Source organism: Enterococcus sp. DIV1368d (assembly GCF_050542975.1).
GTDB lineage: Bacteria > Bacillota > Bacilli > Lactobacillales > Enterococcaceae > Enterococcus_D > Enterococcus_D casseliflavus.
In genome coordinates this window covers 466,751-489,007 of sequence record NZ_CP172939.1, presented here as the reverse complement: position 1 = coordinate 489,007, position 22,257 = coordinate 466,751, and the positions used below count along the sequence as shown (strand labels likewise).

General features: G+C 44.0%; 20 protein-coding genes and 1 pseudogene. 7 read left to right on the top strand and 14 right to left on the bottom strand.

The genetic code is table 11. The features are described from left to right. Positions 1–9: 9 nt before the first annotated feature. Positions 10–738, bottom strand: coding sequence for a GntR family transcriptional regulator, LSA1692 subfamily (locus IGJ44_RS02290; RefSeq protein WP_074535310.1), 729 nt, complete (start codon positions 736–738; stop codon positions 10–12). A 26-nt stretch (positions 739–764) separates the two neighbouring features. Then, positions 765–1,607 (bottom strand): YitT family protein, encoded by an 843-nt coding sequence (locus IGJ44_RS02285; RefSeq protein WP_005227341.1) that lies wholly within the window; start codon positions 1,605–1,607, stop codon positions 765–767. Positions 1,608–1,854: 247 nt separating this feature from the next. Here IGJ44_RS02285 and IGJ44_RS02280 point away from each other — a divergent pair, with 247 nt between their 5' ends. Continuing rightward, positions 1,855–2,286: an Hsp20/alpha crystallin family protein gene (locus IGJ44_RS02280; protein WP_005227339.1), complete on the top strand. Its 432-nt coding sequence runs from the start codon at positions 1,855–1,857 to the stop codon at positions 2,284–2,286. A gap of 131 nt (positions 2,287–2,417) precedes the next feature. Here IGJ44_RS02280 and yajC read toward each other — a convergent pair whose 3' ends face one another. Continuing rightward, positions 2,418–2,759 carry a preprotein translocase subunit YajC gene (gene yajC, locus IGJ44_RS02275; RefSeq protein ID WP_005232170.1) on the bottom strand — a complete coding sequence of 114 codons (342 nt, stop codon included), beginning with the start codon at positions 2,757–2,759 and terminating at the stop codon, positions 2,418–2,420. 83 nt (positions 2,760–2,842) lie between these two features. Then, a complete protein-coding gene (gene tgt, locus IGJ44_RS02270) occupies positions 2,843–3,988 on the bottom strand; it encodes a tRNA guanosine(34) transglycosylase Tgt (protein WP_005227333.1) in 1,146 nt (381 codons plus the stop codon). 198 nt (positions 3,989–4,186) lie between these two features. On the opposite strand from tgt, the gene IGJ44_RS02265 reads away from it, so the two are divergent. Beyond that, a complete protein-coding gene (locus IGJ44_RS02265) occupies positions 4,187–4,897 on the top strand; it encodes a DUF975 family protein (RefSeq protein WP_015508900.1) in 711 nt (236 codons plus the stop codon). A gap of 449 nt (positions 4,898–5,346) precedes the next feature. On the opposite strand, the gene queA is transcribed toward IGJ44_RS02265, so the two are convergent. Continuing rightward, complete coding sequence (gene queA, locus IGJ44_RS02260) at positions 5,347–6,378, bottom strand: tRNA preQ1(34) S-adenosylmethionine ribosyltransferase-isomerase QueA (RefSeq protein ID WP_010748742.1); 1,032 nt, start codon at positions 6,376–6,378, stop codon at positions 5,347–5,349. 352 nt (positions 6,379–6,730) lie between these two features. Here queA and IGJ44_RS02255 point away from each other — a divergent pair, with 352 nt between their 5' ends. Genes IGJ44_RS02255 through IGJ44_RS02240 form a run of 4 tightly spaced genes read left to right on the top strand, consistent with a single transcriptional unit; the run spans position 6,731 to position 10,132 of the window. Further along, a complete protein-coding gene (locus tag IGJ44_RS02255) occupies positions 6,731–7,906 on the top strand; it encodes a betaine/proline/choline family ABC transporter ATP-binding protein (protein WP_005227327.1) in 1,176 nt (391 codons plus the stop codon). Positions 7,907–7,909: 3 nt separating this feature from the next. After that, positions 7,910–8,545: an ABC transporter permease gene (locus IGJ44_RS02250; RefSeq protein WP_016609633.1), complete on the top strand. Its 636-nt coding sequence runs from the start codon at positions 7,910–7,912 to the stop codon at positions 8,543–8,545. Further along, the gene (locus tag IGJ44_RS02245; RefSeq protein WP_074535312.1) at positions 8,545–9,465 is read left to right on the top strand and encodes an osmoprotectant ABC transporter substrate-binding protein; all 921 of its coding nucleotides are present in this window, start codon (positions 8,545–8,547) and stop codon (positions 9,463–9,465) included. The genes IGJ44_RS02250 and IGJ44_RS02245 overlap by 1 nt, the downstream gene beginning before the upstream one ends. 4 nt (positions 9,466–9,469) lie before the next feature. After that, positions 9,470–10,132 (top strand): ABC transporter permease, encoded by a 663-nt coding sequence (locus IGJ44_RS02240; protein ID WP_005227316.1) that lies wholly within the window; start codon positions 9,470–9,472, stop codon positions 10,130–10,132. A 130-nt stretch (positions 10,133–10,262) separates the two neighbouring features. Here IGJ44_RS02240 and IGJ44_RS02235 read toward each other — a convergent pair whose 3' ends face one another. The 5 genes and pseudogenes from IGJ44_RS02235 to IGJ44_RS02215 all read right to left on the bottom strand — a co-directional run bounded on the left by IGJ44_RS02235 (position 10,263) and on the right by IGJ44_RS02215 (position 16,862). Beyond that, positions 10,263–13,094 (bottom strand): endo-beta-N-acetylglucosaminidase, encoded by a 2,832-nt coding sequence (locus IGJ44_RS02235; RefSeq protein ID WP_167826663.1) that lies wholly within the window; start codon positions 13,092–13,094, stop codon positions 10,263–10,265. 192 nt (positions 13,095–13,286) lie between these two features. Further along, positions 13,287–13,554 (bottom strand): annotated as a pseudogene (locus IGJ44_RS02230) (Txe/YoeB family addiction module toxin). 11 nt (positions 13,555–13,565) lie between these two features. Next, a complete protein-coding gene (locus tag IGJ44_RS02225; protein WP_034872056.1) occupies positions 13,566–13,817 on the bottom strand; it encodes a type II toxin-antitoxin system Phd/YefM family antitoxin in 252 nt (83 codons plus the stop codon). A 154-nt stretch (positions 13,818–13,971) separates the two neighbouring features. Beyond that, positions 13,972–15,912 (bottom strand): glycoside hydrolase family 127 protein, encoded by a 1,941-nt coding sequence (locus tag IGJ44_RS02220; protein WP_074535314.1) that lies wholly within the window; start codon positions 15,910–15,912, stop codon positions 13,972–13,974. Between the two features lie 50 nt (positions 15,913–15,962). Then, complete coding sequence (locus IGJ44_RS02215) at positions 15,963–16,862, bottom strand: helix-turn-helix domain-containing protein (protein ID WP_074535315.1); 900 nt, start codon at positions 16,860–16,862, stop codon at positions 15,963–15,965. 120 nt (positions 16,863–16,982) lie between these two features. Here IGJ44_RS02215 and IGJ44_RS02210 point away from each other — a divergent pair, with 120 nt between their 5' ends. Next, entirely contained in the window at positions 16,983–18,245 is a 1,263-nt protein-coding gene (locus tag IGJ44_RS02210) for a glycoside hydrolase family 27 protein (RefSeq protein WP_016611390.1), read from the top strand. Positions 18,246–18,311: 66 nt separating this feature from the next. On the opposite strand, the gene IGJ44_RS02205 is transcribed toward IGJ44_RS02210, so the two are convergent. From IGJ44_RS02205 to IGJ44_RS02190, 4 genes are read right to left on the bottom strand one after another with little or no spacing between them, the layout of a single operon-like run. After that, a complete protein-coding gene (locus IGJ44_RS02205; protein WP_074535316.1) occupies positions 18,312–19,502 on the bottom strand; it encodes an arabinan endo-1,5-alpha-L-arabinosidase in 1,191 nt (396 codons plus the stop codon). A gap of 51 nt (positions 19,503–19,553) precedes the next feature. Continuing rightward, a complete protein-coding gene (locus IGJ44_RS02200; RefSeq protein WP_005232191.1) occupies positions 19,554–19,820 on the bottom strand; it encodes a DUF6171 family protein in 267 nt (88 codons plus the stop codon). A 4-nt stretch (positions 19,821–19,824) separates the two neighbouring features. Continuing rightward, positions 19,825–21,270 (bottom strand): alpha-N-arabinofuranosidase, encoded by a 1,446-nt coding sequence (locus IGJ44_RS02195; RefSeq protein ID WP_016611392.1) that lies wholly within the window; start codon positions 21,268–21,270, stop codon positions 19,825–19,827. Further along, on the bottom strand, positions 21,271–22,254 hold the full coding sequence (locus IGJ44_RS02190; RefSeq protein WP_016611393.1) for a glycoside hydrolase family 43 protein: 984 nt from the start codon (positions 22,252–22,254) through the stop codon (positions 21,271–21,273). Positions 22,255–22,257 lie beyond the last annotated feature (3 nt).

Below are 22,257 nucleotides of genomic sequence, written 5' to 3'. Positions count from 1 at the left end.
GGATTGATTTTATTTTTGACGCACTAATGTATTTTTGAAGGTATATTTGTCTGCTCGGTAATAGGATGTATCGTATAAGATCGGTTTGGCTGATGCGGAATAGGTCATCGAATGGACCAAAAGCATCGGTTCCTCTTGAGGCACCTGTAAAAGTTTCGCAATATCGGCAGGACTTTTCACAGCTTCCACCTCTTGATGGGAATAACCAATCTCGATGTTGGCTTCAATGACTTGATACAAAGACGACTCTAATTGAGCTTTCGTGAGTTCTGCGGTGTCTTCTTGCAGATAGCGTTTCAATACGTAAAGATTTTCCACCGTCATCGGCTCATCATCAAAGTAACGCAAGCGCACCAAATAAACGATTGGTTCCTTGGCGTAATCGCCAAACAGCTGACCAATCTCTACCGGGAGCTCTTTGACGGTTTCGATATGCAAAACTTCCGTACGGGTCTTTTTCCCTTGGATTTTGGCAGTCTCGGTAAAACTTTGGAGTCCGCCAGAGCCGCTTTGGATCTTGGGCTGTTTCATGACATAGGTTCCTTTTCCTTTTTCTTTCACTAACAAATTCTGGCCAATCAATAGATCGATGGCTTTGCGCACCGTTAAACGGCTACACTGAAATTCCTCTGCTAAATCATAATCGGAAGGAAGCTTTTGGCTCGTCACATACGTACCTTCATGAACCCGTTGCGCAATCTGCTGGGCAACTTCTTGAAATACTGCTTGTTTTTTCAACGTCTCTCCTACTTTCTTTCACTTTGCTACCATTCATAAAACGATCGATTGGCACTGACGCCAGAAGAAACACTGACAAACGCTTGTTCATCGATTCCTTGGATCATGCCTTCGACAGTCTTGAGTTCTCTATGGGAAATGACAAGTAATAATAGTTTTTTCTGTTGATGATCAAATCCACCTTCGACATCGTTGATGACCGTGATGCCTCTCTGCAAGGCACATTGCAACGTCGTAATGACGGGTTCTGCTTTTTCTGTAACGACCAGCAGCTGTACACGCCGCTGCTTCAGGTTGACGTAGTCGACCATCCGCCCACTGATGAAGAAGGAAATGGCACTATAAAAAGCATAAGGCCAGCCAAAGATCAGCCCAGCTGCTAGCTGCAAACTGACATTGAAGCCGATAAAGAAACTGCCGATACTTCTACCAGTGGCTTTTTTCACTAAAATCCCTAAAATGTCAAGCCCACCCGTTGAAAAATCGTCGTTCAATGTCAAGCCCACCGACACCCCGTGCAGCAATCCGCCAAACACGGCACAGATCACCGGATCGGTCGTTAAAGCAATGACCGGAACCACCTTCATCATAACAGAAGACAGGACGACGGTACAAACCGTCATGATGGTAAATTCTCGATCGATTTTGACCCAAGCAACCGCTAACAATGGCGCATTAAAAAAAAGCACCAAAAGCGGGATCGAAAGCTGCAGATTCAACTGCTCATCTAAAAGCTGCGACAGCAATTGCGACAAACCAGTGATCCCACTCGCATAAATATTTCCCGGCAGCCAAAAGAGATTTAGGGCAATCGACGACAGCAATGCATAGATCAAAGCAACAAGCATTCGTTTTCTATAACGTGCCATGTTTTTCCTCCTCCACTTCGCTTTTAGTATATATCATTAAGTATATACTGTCACGCAGAAAAAGCAGGTGAAATGAGGGGGAAAACAGGAACGAAGCAAGGTAAAAATACGCCAAAATCAAGGAGTAAAACGTTGGTATCAAAGGTTTTTTAAGATTTTTTTAAAGCGAGTAAATCACTTGAAATTCGCTAAAAAATGAATAAAATAAAAAGTGTAAAAACAAAAGAATAAAGAAAGGATGATTCTTATGACACATGAGATTGTGCCACGCCGCTCAGATTCATACAGTATGACACCTTTTGATTTCTTTGAAGATTTTGGCCGCAGTTTTTTTGATGGGTTTCCATCGAACCTGATCAAAACCGATATTCACGAGAATGACAAGGAATTTCTCGTTGAAGCAGAACTGCCTGGCATCCCTAAAGAAAATATTCAAGTAACCTATGAAAATGGGGTTTTAACGATTACGGGACAACACCAGACGGATCATGCGACCGAAGATGAAAAAGGACGTCTGGTTCGCAGCGAGCGCAGCTTGACAAGCGTTCGGCGGCAATACCTGTTAGAAAACGTCAAAGAGGATGAAATCAAAGCCTCTTACGCTGAAGGAATTTTGAAATTGACGTTGCCAAAAGACCAAGGCAAACAAGCGTCAAAGAAACTGATTCCGATCGAGTAACGAAGGCAATCAAAGCACCGCAGCAAAACGAGCGATCTCTGTTTTGCTGCGGTGTTTGTTTTATTTTAGAAACTGTCCGACTACTAAAAAAATGCACCATCGCTTCTGAGAAAGAGACGGTGCGTTTGTGCTTATTCTTTGGTTTCGTCTTGGATGCTCGTTGCGTCTTCGACATCAGCTGGTTCGATTTGTGTCTCAACGGATGCAACAGTTCCGGGTTTCACTGTGCGGATCGCTGAACGATCAAACTCTAAGAAAATTCCTTCACAGTCGATGATCACGGTGCTTTTTTCTGTGTTGACTTCAGAAAGAACGCCGTGGAGTCCGCCGATGGTTACGACTTCATCGCCAGCTTTCATATTTTCTAAAAGATTTTTACGCTCTTGCTGTTGTTTCTTTTGTGAACGACTCATAAAGAACCACATTGCCACTAAAGCAACCAGCATAAAGAGCATTGGTAAAGATTGTGCCATTTTTTTCACCTCGATTTATTTTCTTTCCTATAAGATACTTTATCAGAATTCCTCTATTATTCCCACCATTTTAGTAGAGAATGTTAGAAATTCCTCGCATTTTCCTTGTTGAACCCATACTCTTCAATAAAATGCTCACGGAACTCCAACAAGTTGTCATCCATGATGGCTTGACGGACATTTTTCATCAGATTCAATAAGAAGTAGACATTGTGGTAAGACGTCAAACGCATACCAAAGGTTTCATCACATTTGATCAAGTGGCGGATGTACGCACGAGAATAGTTTTTACATGTATAGCAATCACACTTCTCGTCAATTGGTCGAAAGTCACGGGCATATTGCGCATTTTTCACGACTAAACGACCTTTTGAAGTCATACAGGTACCGTTTCTTGCGATCCGTGTTGGTAAAACGCAGTCGAACATATCGACACCGCGAATCACGCCATCGATCAAGGAGTCAGCTGCCCCAACGCCCATCAGGTAACGTGGTTTGTTTTCTGGAATCCAAGGAGTCGTAAATTCCAACACGCGATTCATTTCCGCTTTTGGTTCGCCAACTGACAGGCCGCCGATGGAATACCCTGGGAAGTCCATACTGATCAAGTCTTGGGCACTTTGCTTGCGCAAGTCTTCAAAGCCTGCACCTTGAATGATCCCAAACAAGCCTTGCCGGTCTGGATTGGCATGGGCTTTCAAGCCACGCTCCGCCCAGCGAGACGTCCGTTCCACCGATTTTTTGACGTAGTCATAGCTTTCATCAAATGGCGGACACTCATCAAAACTCATCATGATATCTGACCCTAATTTGTTTTGGATATCAATCGCTTTTTCAGGAGATAAAAACATTTTCGATCCATTCAAATGGTTTTTGAAATGGACACCTTCTTCGACGATGTTACGCATTTCGGCTAATGAAAAGACCTGAAAACCACCAGAATCTGTTAAGATTGGTTGATCCCAATTCATAAATTTATGTAAGCCGCCTGCTTCTGCAACAATGTCTTCTCCTGGACGTAACCACAAGTGATAGGTATTGCTTAAAATGACGCCTGCACCCATTTCTTTCAACTCTTCAGGGGCAAGGGTTTTGACCGTTGCTAATGTGCCGACTGGCATGAACATTGGCGTTGGAAAGGTTCCGTGAGGCGTGATCAGTTCGCCTAAACGGGCACCGGTATGCTTTTCTTTCTTTATCAGACGATAACGAATGGCTGGTTCCGTCATTCATTTCCCTACTTTCTCTCTATACTCGATTAACTGTGCAACGCTATCTATGATAAGGGTTGCCCTTACATTTTGCAAGGAAGTTTAAAGAAACTAAGAGTATTTTCTCCTAGTCATGCGAAACATCTATTACTTTTTTTTGAAGATTTAGCGAAAGTTTGCTATCATGTTATTTATATTGAAGGGAGGTTTTTTGAAATGAAATCAAATAGAGAACTAAAAGCAGAAGCAAAAGCAATGCTGCGAGGACGCTGGAAAGACAGTGTTTTGATGTGTATTGTACCGACTTTGATCTCGATCGCTATCGCATTCGTCATTATCGTCCTTACTGTTATTCCATTGTATCAAAGCGGTATGTTCAATGATCTTGGTTCTACCGATGCAGTCAATTCCGCTGGCGGCAGTGGTGGCAGTGGCGGCGGCGGTTTGATCAGCGGTCTATTTTCTGCCTTATTCGGTGCTGGGATCTCTTGGACTTTCCTTGATCTTTTACGCGGTAAAAAACAGTCGATCCAACCCTTTTCTGATGTCTTTCGTGGCTTCAGTGGTGCTTTCGTGTTAGGGATCATCGTCATTTATATTCTGTCGACTATTTTCACGACGTTGTGGACGTTCCTGTTTATCATTCCTGGGATCATTAAAGCTTATTCTTATTCTCAAGCATATTTTGTCTTTTATGATACCTATGAAGAAACGGGCATGCGGCCAGATTTTCTCAGCTGCATCACAGGTAGCCGTCATTTAATGAGAGGCTACAAAGGTCAACTGTTCATCCTTGATCTGAGCTTCATCGGCTGGCACATTTTGGCCATCATGACTGCAGGAATCGGCTACTTATGGCTGACACCTTACATCAGTGCAACCAAAGCAGCGTTTTATGACAATCTGCCTAAACGAGCACTTGCTTAAAAGATCGGTTCGCCGGTCTTTTTTTTGAGGAAAACGACCTTTTTCTTTTGCAAACGCTTCCGTTCCGTGTTATAGTATACGTGTAAGGAAGGTAGCAACTCTGTTGGTGGTTTTCGTAAATATCGCAAACTCAATCTACTAAAAGTTGTTGAACGTACAAGTTTCACCTAGTACCAAACGTGTAAAGTAACAAGAAGAAAAACGTAACAAGGATCGAACATTTCCATATCGAAAAATGATACGTCTCATTTTGTATCGGAATACACGAAACATGTGTAAGTTTGTAAATGAAAACAAATTTTCGAGAAACATTGCTTTGCATGGACCACAAAAAGCGACCACCACTTATACCTTCCTCTAGTAGTAAGCTGGGCGACAAAAAAGCAGTTCTAAAAGTTGAGAAGTTGTTTCAACTTAAAGAGCCGCTTACGTCGCTCAGTTTTTTTTGTTTATTTTAAGAACATCGCATCGCCAAAGCTAAAGAAGCGATACCGCTCATCGATGGCATGTTGGTAGGCAGAAAGTGTTAGGTCGCGTCCTGCAAAGGCACTGACTAACATCACTAAGGTTGATTTTGGTAAATGGAAGTTGGTAGAAAAAGCTTCCACGATTTTAAACTGATAGCCTGGCGTGATAAAAATACTCGTCCACCCACTATCGGCTTTGATTTGCCCATCAAACTTAGTCCCAATGGTTTCTAACGTACGGATCGAAGTCGTTCCGACTGCAACGATCTTGCCGCCATTTGCCCGAACCTCGTTCAATTGAGCGGCAGCTTCTTCTGTCAAACGGTAAAATTCGCTGTGCATCTCATGATCAGCGATATTATCGACACTCACTGGACGAAACGTTCCTAAACCAACGTGCAAAGTCAGATAAACCAGCTTGACGCCTTTTGCGGCGATCTGCTCCAGCAATTCTGGGGTAAAATGCAAGCCGGCAGTCGGTGCAGCAGCTGAGCCGTTTTCTTTGGCATAAACCGTTTGATAGCGGTCTGGGTCTTCTAGCCGTTCTTTGATATAAGGCGGTAACGGCATTTCGCCAAGTGATTCCAGAATCTCTAAAAAGATCCCTTTGTATTGAAAACGAATGATCCGGCCGCCGTGATCGAGCTCTTCTTCCACCACTGCCTCTAATCGTCCGTCGCCAAAGGTGATCTTCGTGCCGACTTTGGCTCTTTTGGCTGGCTTGATCAAGGTTTCCCACGTATCCCCTTCAATATTATTCAGTAAAAGGATTTCTAAATGGGCACCTGTTTCTTGTTTTTCGCCATAGATACGAGCTGGTAATACCCGTGTATCATTCATCACCAAAGCATCCCCTGGTGCCAATTCATCAATGATGTTATAGAAGTGCTTGTCCTCAAATTTGCCAGTCTCACGGTCAACCACTAATAAACGGGAACTTGAGCGATCGCTTAATGGCGTTTGGGCGATCAGTTCTTCCGGTAATTCAAAATCAAAATCTTCAGTTGTAAGCATGTTGTTCCTCTCTTTCCCTAAATTCTTCTCTATTCTAGCATGTTTTTATAAAAATTGAAAAAACAGCTTTTTATTCTGCCCTTTCTTAGAAAAAAATAAAGAGACTGTTGCCAAGGCGTTCTGCAAAAAAGCCCCCTTTTTCCCAATGAAAAATAACGGGGGATCTTCGCCGTTTCTTTTCTCTATGCATCGCTCCTTAATTTGGACTTGCTTATGGCGCTATTTTCGGTTTTGTCTATACAATTATGAAAAAAATGGGCAGATTATTTGAATAACAAGGGACTTTTCGGCATACTTAGTACAGATTCTAAGCCATTATTCAGATTGCTTAAATAAAAATAGAGGTGACATCATGATTGAGTTTCAGCAGGTATCCAAAATTTACAAAGGTGGTAAAGTCGCTGTTGAAGATGTGAATCTTTCCTTTGAAAAAGGCGAATTCATTTGCTTCATCGGGACAAGTGGTAGCGGAAAGACGACTTGTATGCGGATGATCAACCGTATGACGGATCCTTCTAAAGGAAAAATCTTGATCAATGGAAAAAGCGTTACAGAGATCAACCCAGTGGAATTACGCCGTCAAATCGGCTATGTGATCCAAAGCATCGGTCTGATGCCTCACATGACGATTCGGGAAAACATTACATTGGTTCAAAAATTGTTAAAAGTCAGCCAAGAAGAACGCAACAAAACTGCCGAGCGCATGATCGATTTGGTGGAATTGCCGCGAGAAATGCTCGACCGTTACCCCAACGAATTGTCTGGGGGACAACAGCAACGGATCGGTGTTGTCCGTGCCTTGGCAGCTGACCAAGATGTCATCTTAATGGATGAGCCTTTTGGCGCACTAGACCCAATCACTCGTGATTCCCTACAAGATTTGGTCAAAGACTTGCAAGAACGGCTTGGAAAAACCGTCGTCTTCGTTACCCATGATATGGATGAAGCATTGAAGCTTGCTAGCCGTATCGTGATCATGAGTGAAGGAAAAGTCATTCAATTTGATACACCAGAAAATATTCTGCAACACCCAGCAACACCGTTCGTGGAAGAGTTGATCGGTGAAGACCGCTTGTTACAAGCAAAACCTGACACGACACCAGTCAAAGACGTAATGTTAAATACCCCGATCGCTATCACCCCAGAAAAATCCTTACAAGAAGCGATTCACTTGATGCGGGAAAAACGGGTCGATACCTTGCTGGTTACCGACAATAGCAACGTGCTAAAAGGCTACATCGATGTCGAATCCATCGACCGCAACCGTGGCAAAGTTACTAGTGTCGGCGATATCTTGAACAAAGATGTCTTTTTCGTTCGTGAAACCGCCTTGCTGCGGGATACCTTGCAACGCATTTTAAAACGCGGCTTAAAATATGTGCCGGTAGTAGATGCCGACAAACATTTAGTCGGGATTTTGACCCGTGCTTCCTTAGTTGATATCGTTTATGACGTGATTTGGGGCGATGAGCCATCGATCATGGAAGCCATTGAGTCGGCGAAACCTGAAGAAACTGAGGAGGTCTAGCGCATGCAAAGCTTCTTTAATGAATATGGCGGCCAATTGGTCACCAAAAGTCTCGAACATTTGTATATCTCCTTTGCTGCTTTGCTCTTAGGGATTCTTGTTGCTGTACCGATCGGTGTGATCTTGACCCGTTTCCCCAAAGCAGCAACGGTCGTGATCGGCATCACCAGTGCGCTGCAAACCGTGCCTTCTTTGGCACTATTGGCATTGATGATCCCGATTTTAGGTGTCGGAAAAGTTCCTGCTATCGTCGCTCTTTTCATTTATTCCTTGTTGCCGATTTTGCGAAACACCTACATTGGAATGAAAAAAGTCGATTGGAATTACCGTGATGTTGCCAAAGGGATGGGGATGACCAACTTGCAGTCGATCATCAGTGTGGAATTACCTCTAGCGATCCCAACGATCATGGCAGGGATCCGCTTATCGGCCGTGTATGTTTTAGCCTGGGCTACCTTGGCTTCTTACATTGGCGCCGGTGGACTTGGTGATTTGATCTTTAGCGGACTAAACAACTACCAACCGCCTTTGATTTTTGCTGGGACGATTCCAGTGACGATCTTTGCTTTATTAGCTGACTGGTTACTGGGTTTGTTAGAAAACAAACTGACACCAGCTGCCTTAAGGGGGGATGCGTAATGAAAAAAACTTCAAAATTAGCGCTGTTGTTTTCCTTAAGTGTCGCTTTACTGTCCGGCTGTTCCTTTCCCGGTTTAGCCTCGACTTCTGATGAGAATACCGTGGCGATCACAGGTGGGATCACTTCCGAAGCCCAAATTCTTGGCGCGGTGGTTGCAGGTATGGTCGAACACTATACGGATAAAAACACAACCGTCATTAACAACTTAGCAACAACGACCATCAATCACCAAGCAATGATGAATGGCGATGCGTCGATCTCAGCTGCCCGCTACACAGGAACTGACTTGACCACGACGTTAGGGTTGGAGCCAGAATCTGATCCACAAGCCGCCTTTGACAAAGTCAAATCAGAATTTGAGAAACGGTACCAACAGACTTGGTTCCCTTCTTACGGCTTTGATAACACGTATGTCTTTCTTGTCAGAAAAGATACTGCCGAAGAATACGGATTGGAAAAAGTCAGTGACTTGAAAGATGTCGCAGATCAATTGGTTGCAGGGGTCGATACCGCGTGGATCACACGGGTCGGCGATGGGTACGATGGCTTCCAGAAAGCCTATGGATTCTCTTTCCAAAATATCCTACCGATGCAGATCGGTCTCGTCTATGATGCTGTTGATAACGGAAAAATGGATATCGTTTTAGGGTACTCAACCGACGGCCGGATCGGCAGTTACGATCTCGTGATGCTGGAAGATGATCTAAACTTCTTCCCTCCTTATGATGCCGCACCGATCGTCGATGACAAATTGTTGAAAGAAACACCTGAAATCGGCGATGCCCTGAACAAATTAGCAGGCAAAATCGATACCGAAAAAATGCAAGAATTGAATTACCAAGTGGATAATGACCTTCTAGAACCAACGGTAGTTGCCGAACGTTTCTTAGAAGAAAATAATTACTTCGAAGGAGAGTGACGAAATGGCAGACATGAATTTATTCCAACAATTTCTTTTCTATTTTCAAGAAAATGGCGGCTATGTTTTTGCCCAGTTCATTCGTCACTTCTTGATTTCAATCTACGGGGTACTTTTTGCCTCGATCGTCGGGATTCCAATCGGGATCTTGATTTCTAAAAAAATGCGTTTGGCAGATTGGGTGATTCGTTTCGCCAATATCATCCAGACGATTCCATCTTTAGCGATGATCTCGATTTTAATGATCGGCATGGGCTTAGGTGTGAATGTCGTGATTTTAACGATTTTCCTTTATTCTTTGTTACCGATCATCAAAAATACCTATACCGGCATGCGCCAAGTCGACCGCAATACGTTAGATGTCGGCAAAGGGATGGGGATGACTAGCTGGCAGCGATTGTATATGATCGAATTGCCATTGTCTGTTTCGGTGATCATGGCAGGGATTCGAAACGCCTTAGTCGTGGCGATCGGTATCACCGCTATTGGCGCTTTCGTTGGTGCTGGTGGACTGGGGGACATCATCATCCGCGGAACCAATGCGACGGATGGTGCATCGATCATCTTAGCCGGTGCTTTACCAACTGCCTTGATGGCGATCATTACGGATCTTGGGCTAAGCTTTATTGAACGCCGCTTAGATCCAGCCAGCCGTACTTCACGCTAAACTTATTTGGAAAAAGCAAAAGCCGTTGTGACCATTTATTGGTCGCAACGGCTTTTTTGGTTCGGTCATTTTCAGAAAAGCATCGCTTCAGTCGCTTTCCTTTTTAGGGTTAACGCCCTGCTCTTTTTTGCTATTTATCCATTCCGTATACTTCGACTTCATAGATTCGGGCTGCTGAGTCTGCTCCTTGTGTTGGTTTATCGATACTGATTTTTACATATTGCACCTTCTTGACGGCAAACGTATTGGTGCTATTGCCCGCTTCATTTTTCAACGTTCGTGAAACTGGCTCATAGTCTTTGCCATCTTCACTGACGAGCACCGTATACGCCCGCGTATTCATGTCTGGGCCTTCTCCACCAGCTTCCGCATGGGCGAGGCGTACTTCACTGACCGTCTGTGGTCGACCGAGATCGATCATCAACTCATGAGGCGCATTGCCTGTCGCACACCACTTCGTACTCAAATCACCATCGAGGGCAAAAGCTGGTGCTTCGGCATCATTGACAAACGATGAAGCAGTTGCTTCGGCATCTTTTGAAAGCAGCAGCAACTCTTTCGGCGCATCAGCAGAAATCGTGATCAATCCCGCCATTTCCAGAGGGGTCTCTCCTGCTTCGTTTTTGGCAACAAGTGTGACTTTGTAGGTACCTGGTTCCGAATAGGTCACTTGGGGATTTTCTTCTGTACTGCTGGTGATATCGCCGCCTTCAAACGTCCATTCAAATGCTTCGGCATTCGCAGATGAGGTATTCGTGAAGGTGATCGTTTCCCCCGGTGCCGCTAAGGTTTTAGAGGCTGTAAAGGCTGCTTTTGGCAGCTGATTGTTTGGCCAAGTAATCTCCACCGTATCGGATAGCTTGCCACGATTGCCATAGCGATCCACTGCCACCACCGCGAACTTGGTTTTCGTTCCTTTTGGTCGTTCAACGGCATTCAAATAGTGGTTGGTTGCTGGCGTAGCTGCTAAGAAGGAGCGTGAGCCGTCATCGTTCAATTGGTAGACCTCATAAACCGCAGCTGTCTTGTCCTTGGCAGCTTCCCACGTTAAACGGACCCCCGCATAGTTGCCCTCTTCTTCATCAAAGAGCACATCCTCAACCGTCAATGCTTCGGCAGCGAATTTCTCCGCTTTCTGATCTCCGATCGTTAATTGCCCTAGATTCAACTCATAGACATCACTGGTTTCTTTCGTGGTTATGTCATAACCGATCGCTGTCACTTCCCCTTTGATGTCTTTCAATGAGTAAGTGATCGTCGTCCAGTCTGTTGCGACCTCTTTGTCTCCTTTGATCGTTTGTGTCGAACCATCGGCTAAAGTCACGACCAAATCAAGAGCTGTCGGTACCGTTGCTTTGACAGTCGTCGTCAACTTCGTCTTTTTCGTCACAGGAAATGCTGTCTGATACAATGCCATGTGACTGGTACTGCCTTTTGTCATCTGTCCACGTAGTTTCAGTGCATTTCCGCCATTATAGGCATCCGCATAATTGATTGATACAGCCAAATCATTGTCTTTTCCATGGTCAAAGACCCAACGATAGGTCGGCAAAATAGCTTGCAAACTTCGGTTGTTCCAATTGCGGCTAGACACTTTTTCTCCCTCGATAAAATAGTTGTAGCCATTCCCCAGACTAAAATTCGTCACAAAAGGCAGCTCTGTGATAGCGGTCTGTTCCAGGGCATAGGTGGAGATCCCAGGCCACTCTGTCGCTTCTGGCAGCTGGCTTTCCCGAGGATCGCCCGTGTTATTGACCCAAAAAGCATTCTCTTTGCTTTGGAAATCATCCGGCGTACTAGCAGAAGAATAGGTCCAGCTAGGCACATACAGGCCCAATGAGGTATAAGGAACGCCTTTTTCATCCGTAAACAGATCCCAGCGTACAGGCGTTGAATAGCCATTTTCTTGCACATCGATCCCAGCAAAAAGATCGTAAGGATCGACGCCGATTTCACGGGCTTTTTCATTGGAGGCCTTCAACAGCTCTTTGTCCGCCAGTTTGTCAGTGGTCCACCAGAAATTCAAGAACATACTATCTGCCAATGGGTTCATCTCTGCATCCACCAAATAGGCTTTGTTCTTATCCGTCAAAGCGTTTTGCCAATCCATTTTCCCATCACTCGTCATGGAATCATACCACATGATCTCTAAATGCTCGTCGGCTTGTTCTTTGAATTGGGCGATCAATTCTTGCATCGCTTTGGCGTGGCTTTCATTTAGTCCTTTACCATCAGCCCCCGATTGTTCGACACCTTCCGCTGCATCATCAAAACTAGTGACCGCCGTATCGGTTTCTTGATTGATGAACCAGCCATCAAAGCCATACGTATTGGCAACTTCGATCATTTTTTCTACGATCGGAAAATTGCCGTCCTCATCCTTAGCTAAAAACGTATCTAGCCATTCCAACTTCCCACCATGGGCAGTTTGTGGAAAGAAGATCGTTCCTAAAACCGGCACGCCATTCCTATGAGCAGCATCTGTCACATCAGGACTTGGCGGTACGATGATCCCTTCGCCAGAAGAGCCGCCCCAATAAACCAATTGATCGATGTATTGCCAATAAGAAAAGACATTGGCATCAAAGGTATTGATCCCACGTGGTGCATTGCCGCTCGTACTGCTATTCATGATCGAAAGCGCCACGACTTTGGTTTCTGCCGTTTGCGTGTCATTCATCTTCGGCAACGTCTCTTTAGCTGCCCGCTGCGCTAATGGAACAACGCTGGTATTGTATTTCGCATCTGGATCTTTTTCAAAAGACCATGCCAACAAATCCTCTGGGAACCAATAAGACGACTCCGGTTGATTGTCCATCGCTTTTTCCAACGTACTTTTGGCTGTTTCTTGGTAAACGACTTTTCCAGTTGTCTTCGCCTCACTTTGGGTGCAGCCACCGATTGCCGTTGCCGCTGCCAATACCAACAAAGATGCGCCAACTTTACTGATTTTCCTTGTCACACTTCTTCCTCCTTGTTTTACATAAACCCGCCAACATTCCTACACTAAAACGATAACGCTTTCAAAGATAGGAATATAGGAACAAATTAAAGAAATCATGCAACAAATCCAAGAAGGTTGAGTTTAGAAAAAAAAGAGCCTCCTTTTTGGGAAGCTCTTGGTCAACTAGCTAAAAAATCAGCTCTTCACACTTCATTCATAATGTGTCCATGCAGAATAAATTTCCACAACTTTATTTTCCTCATCAACTTTGTAAACCACTCGATGTTGCCTATTCAGCCTACGTGAATATCTGCCTTCATGTGTAGGTCTCAGCTTTTCAAAAGACTGCGTGGGCATATATTGATCTTCCTTCAAGGCCTGAATCACTTCTTCAAACTGTTTTTTTTAAATTCGATTGTTTGATTTTCCTTAGATCCACTTTCGCAGAGTTTTTGATTGTGACTGTATCGCTCCTCATCAAAGAGCTTGTCAATCAATATCATCGATATCCGTAAAGCCACTGTCGTCTTTTTCGCGGTCTCGTACCTTTTCTAGAGTACCTGTTTGCTCAAGAAAAAGGGTTTCTTGAATCGCTCTCCAGTCTTCTAGCGCAATCAACACCGCATTGTTTCCACTACGATCACTAATAATCTCAATTTCAGTATGGTTTTCATTTACATCTTTCAATAACTGATAAAAATTTTTACGAGCAGTGCTAGGATTCATCGTTGTATTAGCCATTGCCACTCCTCCTTTTCTTGATATAATTATAGCGTACCTGATTGAGTACATCAAAAATACAATAACGTACTCATATACAGCGAACTTTTCCCGTTATTTTTACATAGAAAAAAAGAGCCTCCTTTTAGGGAAGCTCTTTGGCCCTGCTTACTTCTTACTCCTTTCCAACGAGCGGCAGCCAAACGCGCATTTCGCCTATGCCCCGGTTGCCCCATAAATGGTATGGGATCAGTTGCCACGTACGAGGTATGACCGTTTCCGCTCGTTCTTCGTAAAGGGGTGTTCCCGACCATTCTTCGCTTTGGTAGCCTTTGATCGCCAAACATAAAGTAGTTGGCAACAACGTATCCTCTTTCGAAAAGGTCGCCTCCAGCGCCTGTGGGTCGATGCGGCAACGCCAGAGTGCTTGACCATTGTCGGCTTCTTCTATGCAATACACGAAGGGTCCTCGTTGCAATGCGACTTGATTGATAGCTTGAATAACCTGAGGATTCGCACGCAAGATTTGCAATGGTTGTTCAAAACGGATATTGGCCGTCACGTTTTCGACTGCCTCAAAGATGATTGCCTCGTTCGTCTCCTGCCATTCGTGTTCACTATCGATTTGAAACTTACTTAGTCCGTTAGGTTTGTGGATGATGAGCGTCTTTGGAATACCTTGATAGCGAATCGTGAGGTCCTCTGTAAAAGGAAACCCGCCTGTTTGTTCAAACGTAAATTGGTCAGGTTCTTCTAAACGGCTTGCCACAAATAAATTCACGTAAAGCTTTTCTTGATCGCAAGTGTAAACCAAGCGCTGCAGCGAAGCGACCATCCGCGCAAAATTCGGCGGACAACACGCACAACCGAGCCAATCAGGTCGTTGGGCTTTGACGTGGCCTTTGTCAGGATTTTCTTGATCTCGTTGGGGATTGACCTCCAAAGGATTCACGTAGAAAAAGTGTTTGCCGTCAATTGCCGCACCAGAAAGGACGCTATTATACAACGCTCGTTCCATCGTCGCTAAATATTTTGGTTCCTTGGTTAGTTTGAACAGCTCAAAAGAAAATTGCACCAATGCAATAGCTGCACAAGTTTCACAATACATCGTATCATTCGGCAAATCATAGGGACCGACAAAGGCTTCCCCGTGAACGGTTGAGCCGACGCCACCGGTCACATACATTTTCTTACAGGCGATGTCTTCCCAAATCGCTTCGCAAGCGTCGATTAATGCTTGATCTTGGGTATGCTGGGCGACTTTTGCCATCCCGCTTGCCATATACAGCATTCGTACCGCATGACCTTTGGCTTCATGCTGCTTTTTAGGTTGATCGTAGGCTTGTAAATAGGTGAGGTCTACCCTTGGTGTTTCATCTGATAAGCCATCCGCTTGGTTTTTCAAGATTTCTTTTTCGTAAAAGGCAGGATCTTCCCCACGTACTTCAAGAAAGAAATCAGCTAATGTCAAATAGGTTTGTTTACCAGTGTATTCATACAAACGCACCAGTGCCAATTCGATCTCTTGATGGCCATCAGCACCTTGAATTTTTCCAGGCTCCCGCCCAAAATACGTGCAAATATTGGCGATATTTTTCTCTGCCACGGTCAGTAATTTATCCTTGCCTGTTGCTTGATCATAAGCGATAGCCGCTTCGACTAGATGCCCGGCACAATAAAGTTCATGACTGAAATACAGCTGACGGTATTTTAACTTCGGTCGGGTCAATTGAAAGAAGGTATTTAAGTAGCCATCCGCTTCTTGCGCAGCAGCAACTAAGTCAATCACTTCATCTACTGTCTTTTCCAATTGCGGATCGCTAGTATTCAACAAGCTATACCCAGCCGACTCGATCCATTTGTAGACATCACTATCTTGGAAAAACCAGCCAAAATGTTCCCCTTCCATTTGCCCTGCAGCGATGCGAAAATTCGCCAATGCATGGCTTTTCCCAGCTGGCAAATTGGGATCTTCCCGTTCTGCTTGAACATCTACATCGATTTCATCATTTAGGACTTGGTATTGGTAAGGAATCGTTTCTTTGCGAACAAGCTCTTGGTATCCTTGCCAAAACTCGTCCGTGAGCTGGATCTTGTTTAATGCGAATTCTTTCATTACGTTCTCCTGTTCTTTTATTTTTTTATGTTTGATCATTCGTTCTATATTCACTTCATTAATAGAAAGGCCGAATCATCTCCTGTGATATGTTGCCCTGCCTCCTCTTTGATCGTTTGCTTATATAAGAGCTGGTAGGCTTTAGGACTCATGCCTTTTTTCTGTTTAAAGGTATTGGTAAAGTGCTGCCTGCTGTTGAATCCTGCTTGAGCGGCAATTTCGACGATTGGCAGCTGACTATTGCTTAGTAAAAATGCTGCCTGTTTCAGACGCTCACTGGTGAGAAAATGGTTGACCGTCACTCCCAGTTGCTCATGAAAGAGTTTATGCAAGTAAGCTTTCGTAATCCCCACCGCCGCTGCGATTTGGGAGACTTGAATATCTTCATCAAAATGCTGTTGAATATAGTTGATCGCAGCGTTCACATAGCAATTGCCCCGTTTGGTTTCTTTCGTACGTAATGAAAAGGCTAATTCCATCAGCATCCGCTTAAACAAGAGCTCGATCGTAAATTGCCGTTCAGCAGACGGTTGCTCTTGAGTATCATCGATCATTAGCAGCTGCAGCAATGACTTGATCGCTTGTCCAAATTGGCGGACATCGCGACTTTTCGCGTAAGGCTCATTCCATTGTACATTTCCTTTGATGTATGCAAAAACATCACGAACACAAAGGGCGGACGGTGTCTCACTCAGAAGAAATTCAATATTCAGTAATGTGCAGGAATCTCCTTCAACGAGTAAGGCGTGTTCCACAAACGCATTTATGAAAACGAAATCATTTCTTTCCAGAACAATTACTTGATCTTGCACCTTTATCTTACACTTCCCTTTGGTCACAAACATGATCTCACACGCTGGGTGTTGATGTGGATTCATGGAAAAACGCTCAAGGGCAACACTATAGTATGCTGTAATCTTCGCATAGTTTGTTTCTTGTGGAAACACTATTGATCAACTCCTTTTTCATTCGTTGACGATTTCTTTCTTTTTTATTTCTAGTAGACAAAACTTTCCCTCTCTTTTTTATTGCTTACTATACTATAAGAAAAACGTACTAGGAGGAAATCGATGTCTTTTTTACATTTTGCACAAACACCCCCAATGGGATGGAATTCTTGGGACTGCTATGGCGCTTCTGTGACCGAAGCAGAAGTGATCGCCCATGCCGATTTTATGGCAGAGCATTTGAAAGCTTATGGTTGGGAGTATGTCGTCGTGGATATTCAATGGAGCGAACCAGAAGCAAAGTCTACAAGGTACAATGATTTTTATCCGTTGTGTATGGACGACTATTCTCGCTTGATTCCTGCTGAAAATCGTTTCCCTTCAGCAAAAGATGGCGCTGGTTTCAAAAAACTTGGTGACTATCTGCATCAAAAAGGGCTGAAGTTTGGTATCCATATCATGCGCGGCATTCCACGACAAGCAGTTCATCAAAATACGCCGATCAAAGGAACGGATAAACGGGCACGGGACATTGCTATGAATTCAATCTGCCCTTGGAATTCCGATATGTATGGGGTCGATGTTTCATTGCCTGAAGGACAGCTTTATTATGATTCTTTGCTCGAATTATATGCTTCTTGGGGTGTTGACTTTATAAAGGTGGATGATATCGGCGATTCGAAAATTTACGGTGATGCCCATAAAGCAGAAATCAAAGCGATTCGCCGTGCAATCGATCGATCCGGTCGAGAGATCGTCCTTTCTTTGTCTCCCGGACCAGCTGCCCTCAAAAATGGTAGTTTCTTTCAAAATCATGCCAATATGTGGCGCTTGACGGATGACTTTTGGGATCATTGGGATGCCCTTTACGCCATGTTTGACCGAGCAGCAGAGTGGGCACCTTTCGTCCGTCCAGGTAACTGGCCTGACTGTGATATGTTGCCGTTGGGTCATATCGGCATTCGGGCAGTTGATGGTGGCGGTGGTGACAGCTGGACACGTTTTACGGAAGACGAGCAATACTTATTGATGAGTTTATGGACGATCTTCCAATCTCCATTGATGTTTGGTGGTACTTTACCAGACATCGATCTCTTTACCTTACGTTTATTGACGAATACTGAAGTCTTAGAAATGTATCGAAAAATTTATACGAAAAAAGAGTTCTATCGTGATCAAGAGTGGATCATTTGGGAGGCGTTGAGCGACACAGCAGTCTACTATGCCATTTTCAATGTTTCTGATCAAACGCAAACCATCCCAAAATCGATCACTGATTTACTACCACTTAAAAACGGCACTGAGTTATGGCAACAAAAAGAACAAACAATTGCCAATGCTGAGGTTCCTACTCATGGTGTCCGATTATTCAAAGGCAGTATTTAGTAAAACCGGCAGCAGTATACGTTTATAAGCAGCACAATGCAACCTGCCCATTGTGCTGCTTATTTTTTATTCTTCGTACACTTTTCGACCAAGAAACGCAACGCCTTGATCATTGATTCCAGATAAAAACAACCTTTCTTTTTGGTCGATGTACTCATAATATGGGACAAATTCATTTTCTCCCCACAAGTAACTTCGTCCTTCTTTTTTTAATGCTGTTATTTCTTGCTGTTGAGAAGATATAACTTGAGACTCGTGATCAAATTGGATGATTTCCCACTTTCCTAACAGAGTTTCCTGCTCTGGCATTCGTGAAACACTTCCCTGATAGATTGAAGCAGAGATTACTGGCCAACCTGATTCTAGCCAATAGAGTTTACGTATTTGTAAATAGAATTGGTCACTGAAGGGTTTTCTCCGTGCATGATGCACAACGAAGCTTTCTTTATTGGATTGCGTAAAGATCGAATTATGACCAGGAGCGTATACAACTGGTTCTTCTGAGAACTGATAACTGCCCAACAGTTTGGTTCCTACTTCGGTTGGCGTCTTCTCTTGATCCGTCATGGCCGTACCATGCCAGTCCAGATATGGCCCCGTAATTTCTTTTGCTCGGGCGACACGGATATTATACGAATCGTTAAGGGAATCGAAAGAAACAAACAAATAATAATAATCGGTTTCAGGATGATAATAGACAAATGGGCCTTCAATAGCAGTATCAACTGTTTTCGGACGAAAAGCAATCCGTTGGCCATAGCTCTTTTCTTGAAGTTTTCCAGTTTCTTTGTTCAATGGAGCAATATAGATTCCGCCAAAGAAAGAACCATAGACAAACCACTGTTCACCCGAGCGGTCAAAAGCAATATTGGCATCGATCGCGTTATGCTGTGCAAGAGTAGCATTGGTTTTAATAACCTCTCCTTGATCTTCCCAAGGGCCCAAAGGATCTGTTGCTGTAGCTAAGCCAATAAAAGAAGTGGTACTGCCGAATGTCGAAGCAGAATAATACATACGGAATTCGTCCTTATAGCGAATAACTTCCGGTGCCCATAGTCCTTGAGCCTTGCTCCATTTTACTGCTGGTTCAGGCATTTCTGACAATGCCTGTTTCTCAAATTGCCAATGGATCAAATCTTTTGAACGACGAATTGGTACACCAGCCGTTTTGGGCTGTTGGGTGTCCGTTGAATATAAATAAAAGGTGCCTTCATGTTCAATAATCGTAGGATCATGAACCCCATTGATCGCTGTCATGTCTTCCCTCATCTCCTAATTGATTTATTCTATTTTATAAAAACAGGACAGCTACTTGACGAGCTGCCCTGTTTGTTCCCACATTCCTGCAGGACAGTTTTTCTTAGCTAAATTTGCGCGAAACCGATAAAAGCAGCCGCATTTGGTACAGGTATGATTCAATCGCAATGGACAAGTCTCACAAACAACGATTCTCCTACTGACGATCTCCGGCGAAGCCAAGTCGCTTTCTAAAGAAAGTTGTTCTGCAATCAAGGATTCAATGTCTTCCTGTGCTGCTGCCGCAGCATCTTTCACTTCGCATCCTTTACAAGTCATGGGATCAGACTGTCAATGAGATCGTTAGAACACTCATTGCTGGCACCCGCAAGCTGACTTTGTTCTCTTCAACATTGTAAGCGGTGAAGTCTTGGATCACCACATCTTCAGGATGATCAAAATCATTGTGTGCGTTCATTTTGTTTCCCACGATATAACGAGCTTCTTTCACTTCATTGATCGCTGTTTCAAGGGAGAAGGATAATTCTTCCGTGCCTTGGGTAGCAAAATTACAAACCGATAGATGGATCGTATCTTCTTTTTTCGAAATCGTATACGTAATGGTATCGCTGCTGGTTCCATGGCTATCAATGGTTTCAGCATCTTGATGGACTTTGTACAAATCAAAGACATGATAGCTTGGGGTTTTCACCATTTGTTCGCCATCTGTCAAAATCATCGCCTGCAGGACGTTGACGGTTTGTGCGATATTTGCCATATGCACTCGCTTGGCATGTTTATGGAAAATATTCAAGGTGATCGCTGCGACCATGGCATCACGGATCGTATTTTGTTGGTATAAGAAGCCTGGATTCGTCCCAGGTTCTGCTGAGAACCAAGTGCCCCATTCATCAACAATGATTCCCACACGCTGTTCTGGGTCATACTGGTCCATAATCGCGCTGTGGCGGGTCAATAATTCATCCATGTAGGCTGCTTTTTCACAGGTCACTTGCCACTCTGCCTCATCAAATTCCAAGGCGCTACCTTTTTCTTCCCAGCCTTGCGGATGAACGTAGTAGTGCAAGCTTAGGCCGTCCATCAACCAATGGGCGTTTTTCATCAGCGTTTCTGTCCAATGATAGTCTGCGACATTCGCTCCGCCGGCGACTTTGTAGATTTTTTTGTCGCCGTATTGGCGGACATAGGTTTGATAACGGCGATACAGATCCGCATAATACTCTGGCCGCATATTGCCGCCGCAGCCCCAGTTTTCGTTTCCTACGCCAAAAAATTTCATTTCCCACGCTTCTTCATGGCCATTTTCTCTGCGAAGATCAGCCATCGGAGAAATGCCATCCATCGTGATGTATTCCACCCATTCCGACATTTCTTGTACCGTTCCGCTGCCGACATTGCCGTTGACATACGCATCACATTCCAGTTGCTTGATCAATTCAAAAAATTCATGGGTCCCGAAATGATTGTTTTCAGTCACGCCGCCCCAGTGGGTGTTGACCATCGTTTTGCGGTTTTCTTTAGGACCAATCCCGTCTTTCCAATGGTATTCATCGGCGAAGCAGCCGCCTGGCCAACGTAGCACAGGGATTTGAATGTTTTTCAGTGCTTCAACCACATCAATCCGCATCCCATTTTTATTTGGGATCGGCGAATCTTCTCCAACGTATAATCCTTCATAGATACAACGGCCTAGATGCTCTGCAAAATGACCGTAGATATATTTGCTGATCGTTGTTCCTGATTTTGTGTTTTGAATGTTAATCGTCAATCAGTTCACCTTCATCTCTAATTTATTGTTTACGACCGGCTCACCAAAGACTGGGAATCCTTTTTCATCCCAAGTGAATGGTTGTGCAACTGCATGTCGATTCGGGTTTGCCAGAGGATCGCCTGCCTGATTTTTTTCTGGTCTTGCATGATAAACTAAAATGTCCTCACCATCTGCCCCTTTTGTAAAAGAGTTATGCCCCGGTCCATATTGAGAATTCCGTTCTGACGTTTGAAAGACTGGATCTTGGGATTTTTGCCAAGAAAACCCATTTAATAAATCACTATTTTCGTCTGTCCACAATAATCCCATAGTGTAATTTTCATCTGTAGCACTGCCCGAATAAGTGATAAAAATCTTACCATTTCGTTTAAGCACGGCCGGCCCCTCATTCACCATGAAACCAATCTGTTCCCAAGGATATTCAGGGATCGATAGTAAAAGCTGCTTCCCTTTTAGTGTCCATGGATTTTCCATTTCTGATAGATAAAGATTAGAGTTTCCTGGAATTCTTGGATCTTGTTGCGCCCAAACATAATAAAGTTTCTCCTGATGTTCAAACACAGTTGCATCCAAACTAAAGCTTTCAAATTGCGTGATGACTTGTCCTTTTTCTTCCCATTCCCCTTCAAAAGGGTCACTTGCATTATTTTCGATCACGAACATTCGATGATGATGATTTTCATTTCTGATCTCTTCATTATCACTAGCGGCAAAATAGATATACCACTTATCAGCGATGAAATGAATTTCTGGTGCCCAAATCAATTCACTCATTGGTCCCGATTCATGTGCCTGCCAAACCGTCTTTCTCTCTGCATCTTCCAGTTCATTGAGGCTTTTCGCTCGTCTAAGTTCAATCGACTGATATCCAGGAACTGAACCTGTAAAATAATAGTAACCATCGGAATGTAAATATACCCAAGGGTCTGCTCGTTCATACACGATTGGATTTTGTATTGTCTCTGCATTTGCTTTTGCCATACC

Coding starts and splice junctions, on each gene's coding strand:
- tgt (WP_005227333.1), bottom strand. CDS start 3,988: ATGACGGAACCAGCCATTCGTTATCGTCTGATAAAGAAAGAAAAGCAT.
- IGJ44_RS02245 (WP_074535312.1), top strand. CDS start 8,545: ATGAAAAAAACTTCAAAATTAGCGCTGTTGTTTTCCTTAAGTGTCGCT.
- IGJ44_RS02250 (WP_016609633.1), top strand. CDS start 7,910: ATGCAAAGCTTCTTTAATGAATATGGCGGCCAATTGGTCACCAAAAGT.
- IGJ44_RS02200 (WP_005232191.1), bottom strand. CDS start 19,820: ATGACTTGTAAAGGATGCGAAGTGAAAGATGCTGCGGCAGCAGCACAG.
- IGJ44_RS02205 (WP_074535316.1), bottom strand. CDS start 19,502: ATGACAGCGATCAATGGGGTTCATGATCCTACGATTATTGAACATGAA.
- IGJ44_RS02240 (WP_005227316.1), top strand. CDS start 9,470: ATGGCAGACATGAATTTATTCCAACAATTTCTTTTCTATTTTCAAGAA.
- IGJ44_RS02210 (WP_016611390.1), top strand. CDS start 16,983: ATGTCTTTTTTACATTTTGCACAAACACCCCCAATGGGATGGAATTCT.
- IGJ44_RS02225 (WP_034872056.1), bottom strand. CDS start 13,817: ATGGCTAATACAACGATGAATCCTAGCACTGCTCGTAAAAATTTTTAT.
- IGJ44_RS02280 (WP_005227339.1), top strand. CDS start 1,855: ATGACACATGAGATTGTGCCACGCCGCTCAGATTCATACAGTATGACA.
- IGJ44_RS02265 (WP_015508900.1), top strand. CDS start 4,187: ATGAAATCAAATAGAGAACTAAAAGCAGAAGCAAAAGCAATGCTGCGA.
- IGJ44_RS02190 (WP_016611393.1), bottom strand. CDS start 22,254: ATGGCAAAAGCAAATGCAGAGACAATACAAAATCCAATCGTGTATGAA.
- IGJ44_RS02285 (WP_005227341.1), bottom strand. CDS start 1,607: ATGGCACGTTATAGAAAACGAATGCTTGTTGCTTTGATCTATGCATTG.
- IGJ44_RS02255 (WP_005227327.1), top strand. CDS start 6,731: ATGATTGAGTTTCAGCAGGTATCCAAAATTTACAAAGGTGGTAAAGTC.
- queA (WP_010748742.1), bottom strand. CDS start 6,378: ATGCTTACAACTGAAGATTTTGATTTTGAATTACCGGAAGAACTGATC.
- yajC (WP_005232170.1), bottom strand. CDS start 2,759: ATGGCACAATCTTTACCAATGCTCTTTATGCTGGTTGCTTTAGTGGCA.
- IGJ44_RS02220 (WP_074535314.1), bottom strand. CDS start 15,912: ATGAAAGAATTCGCATTAAACAAGATCCAGCTCACGGACGAGTTTTGG.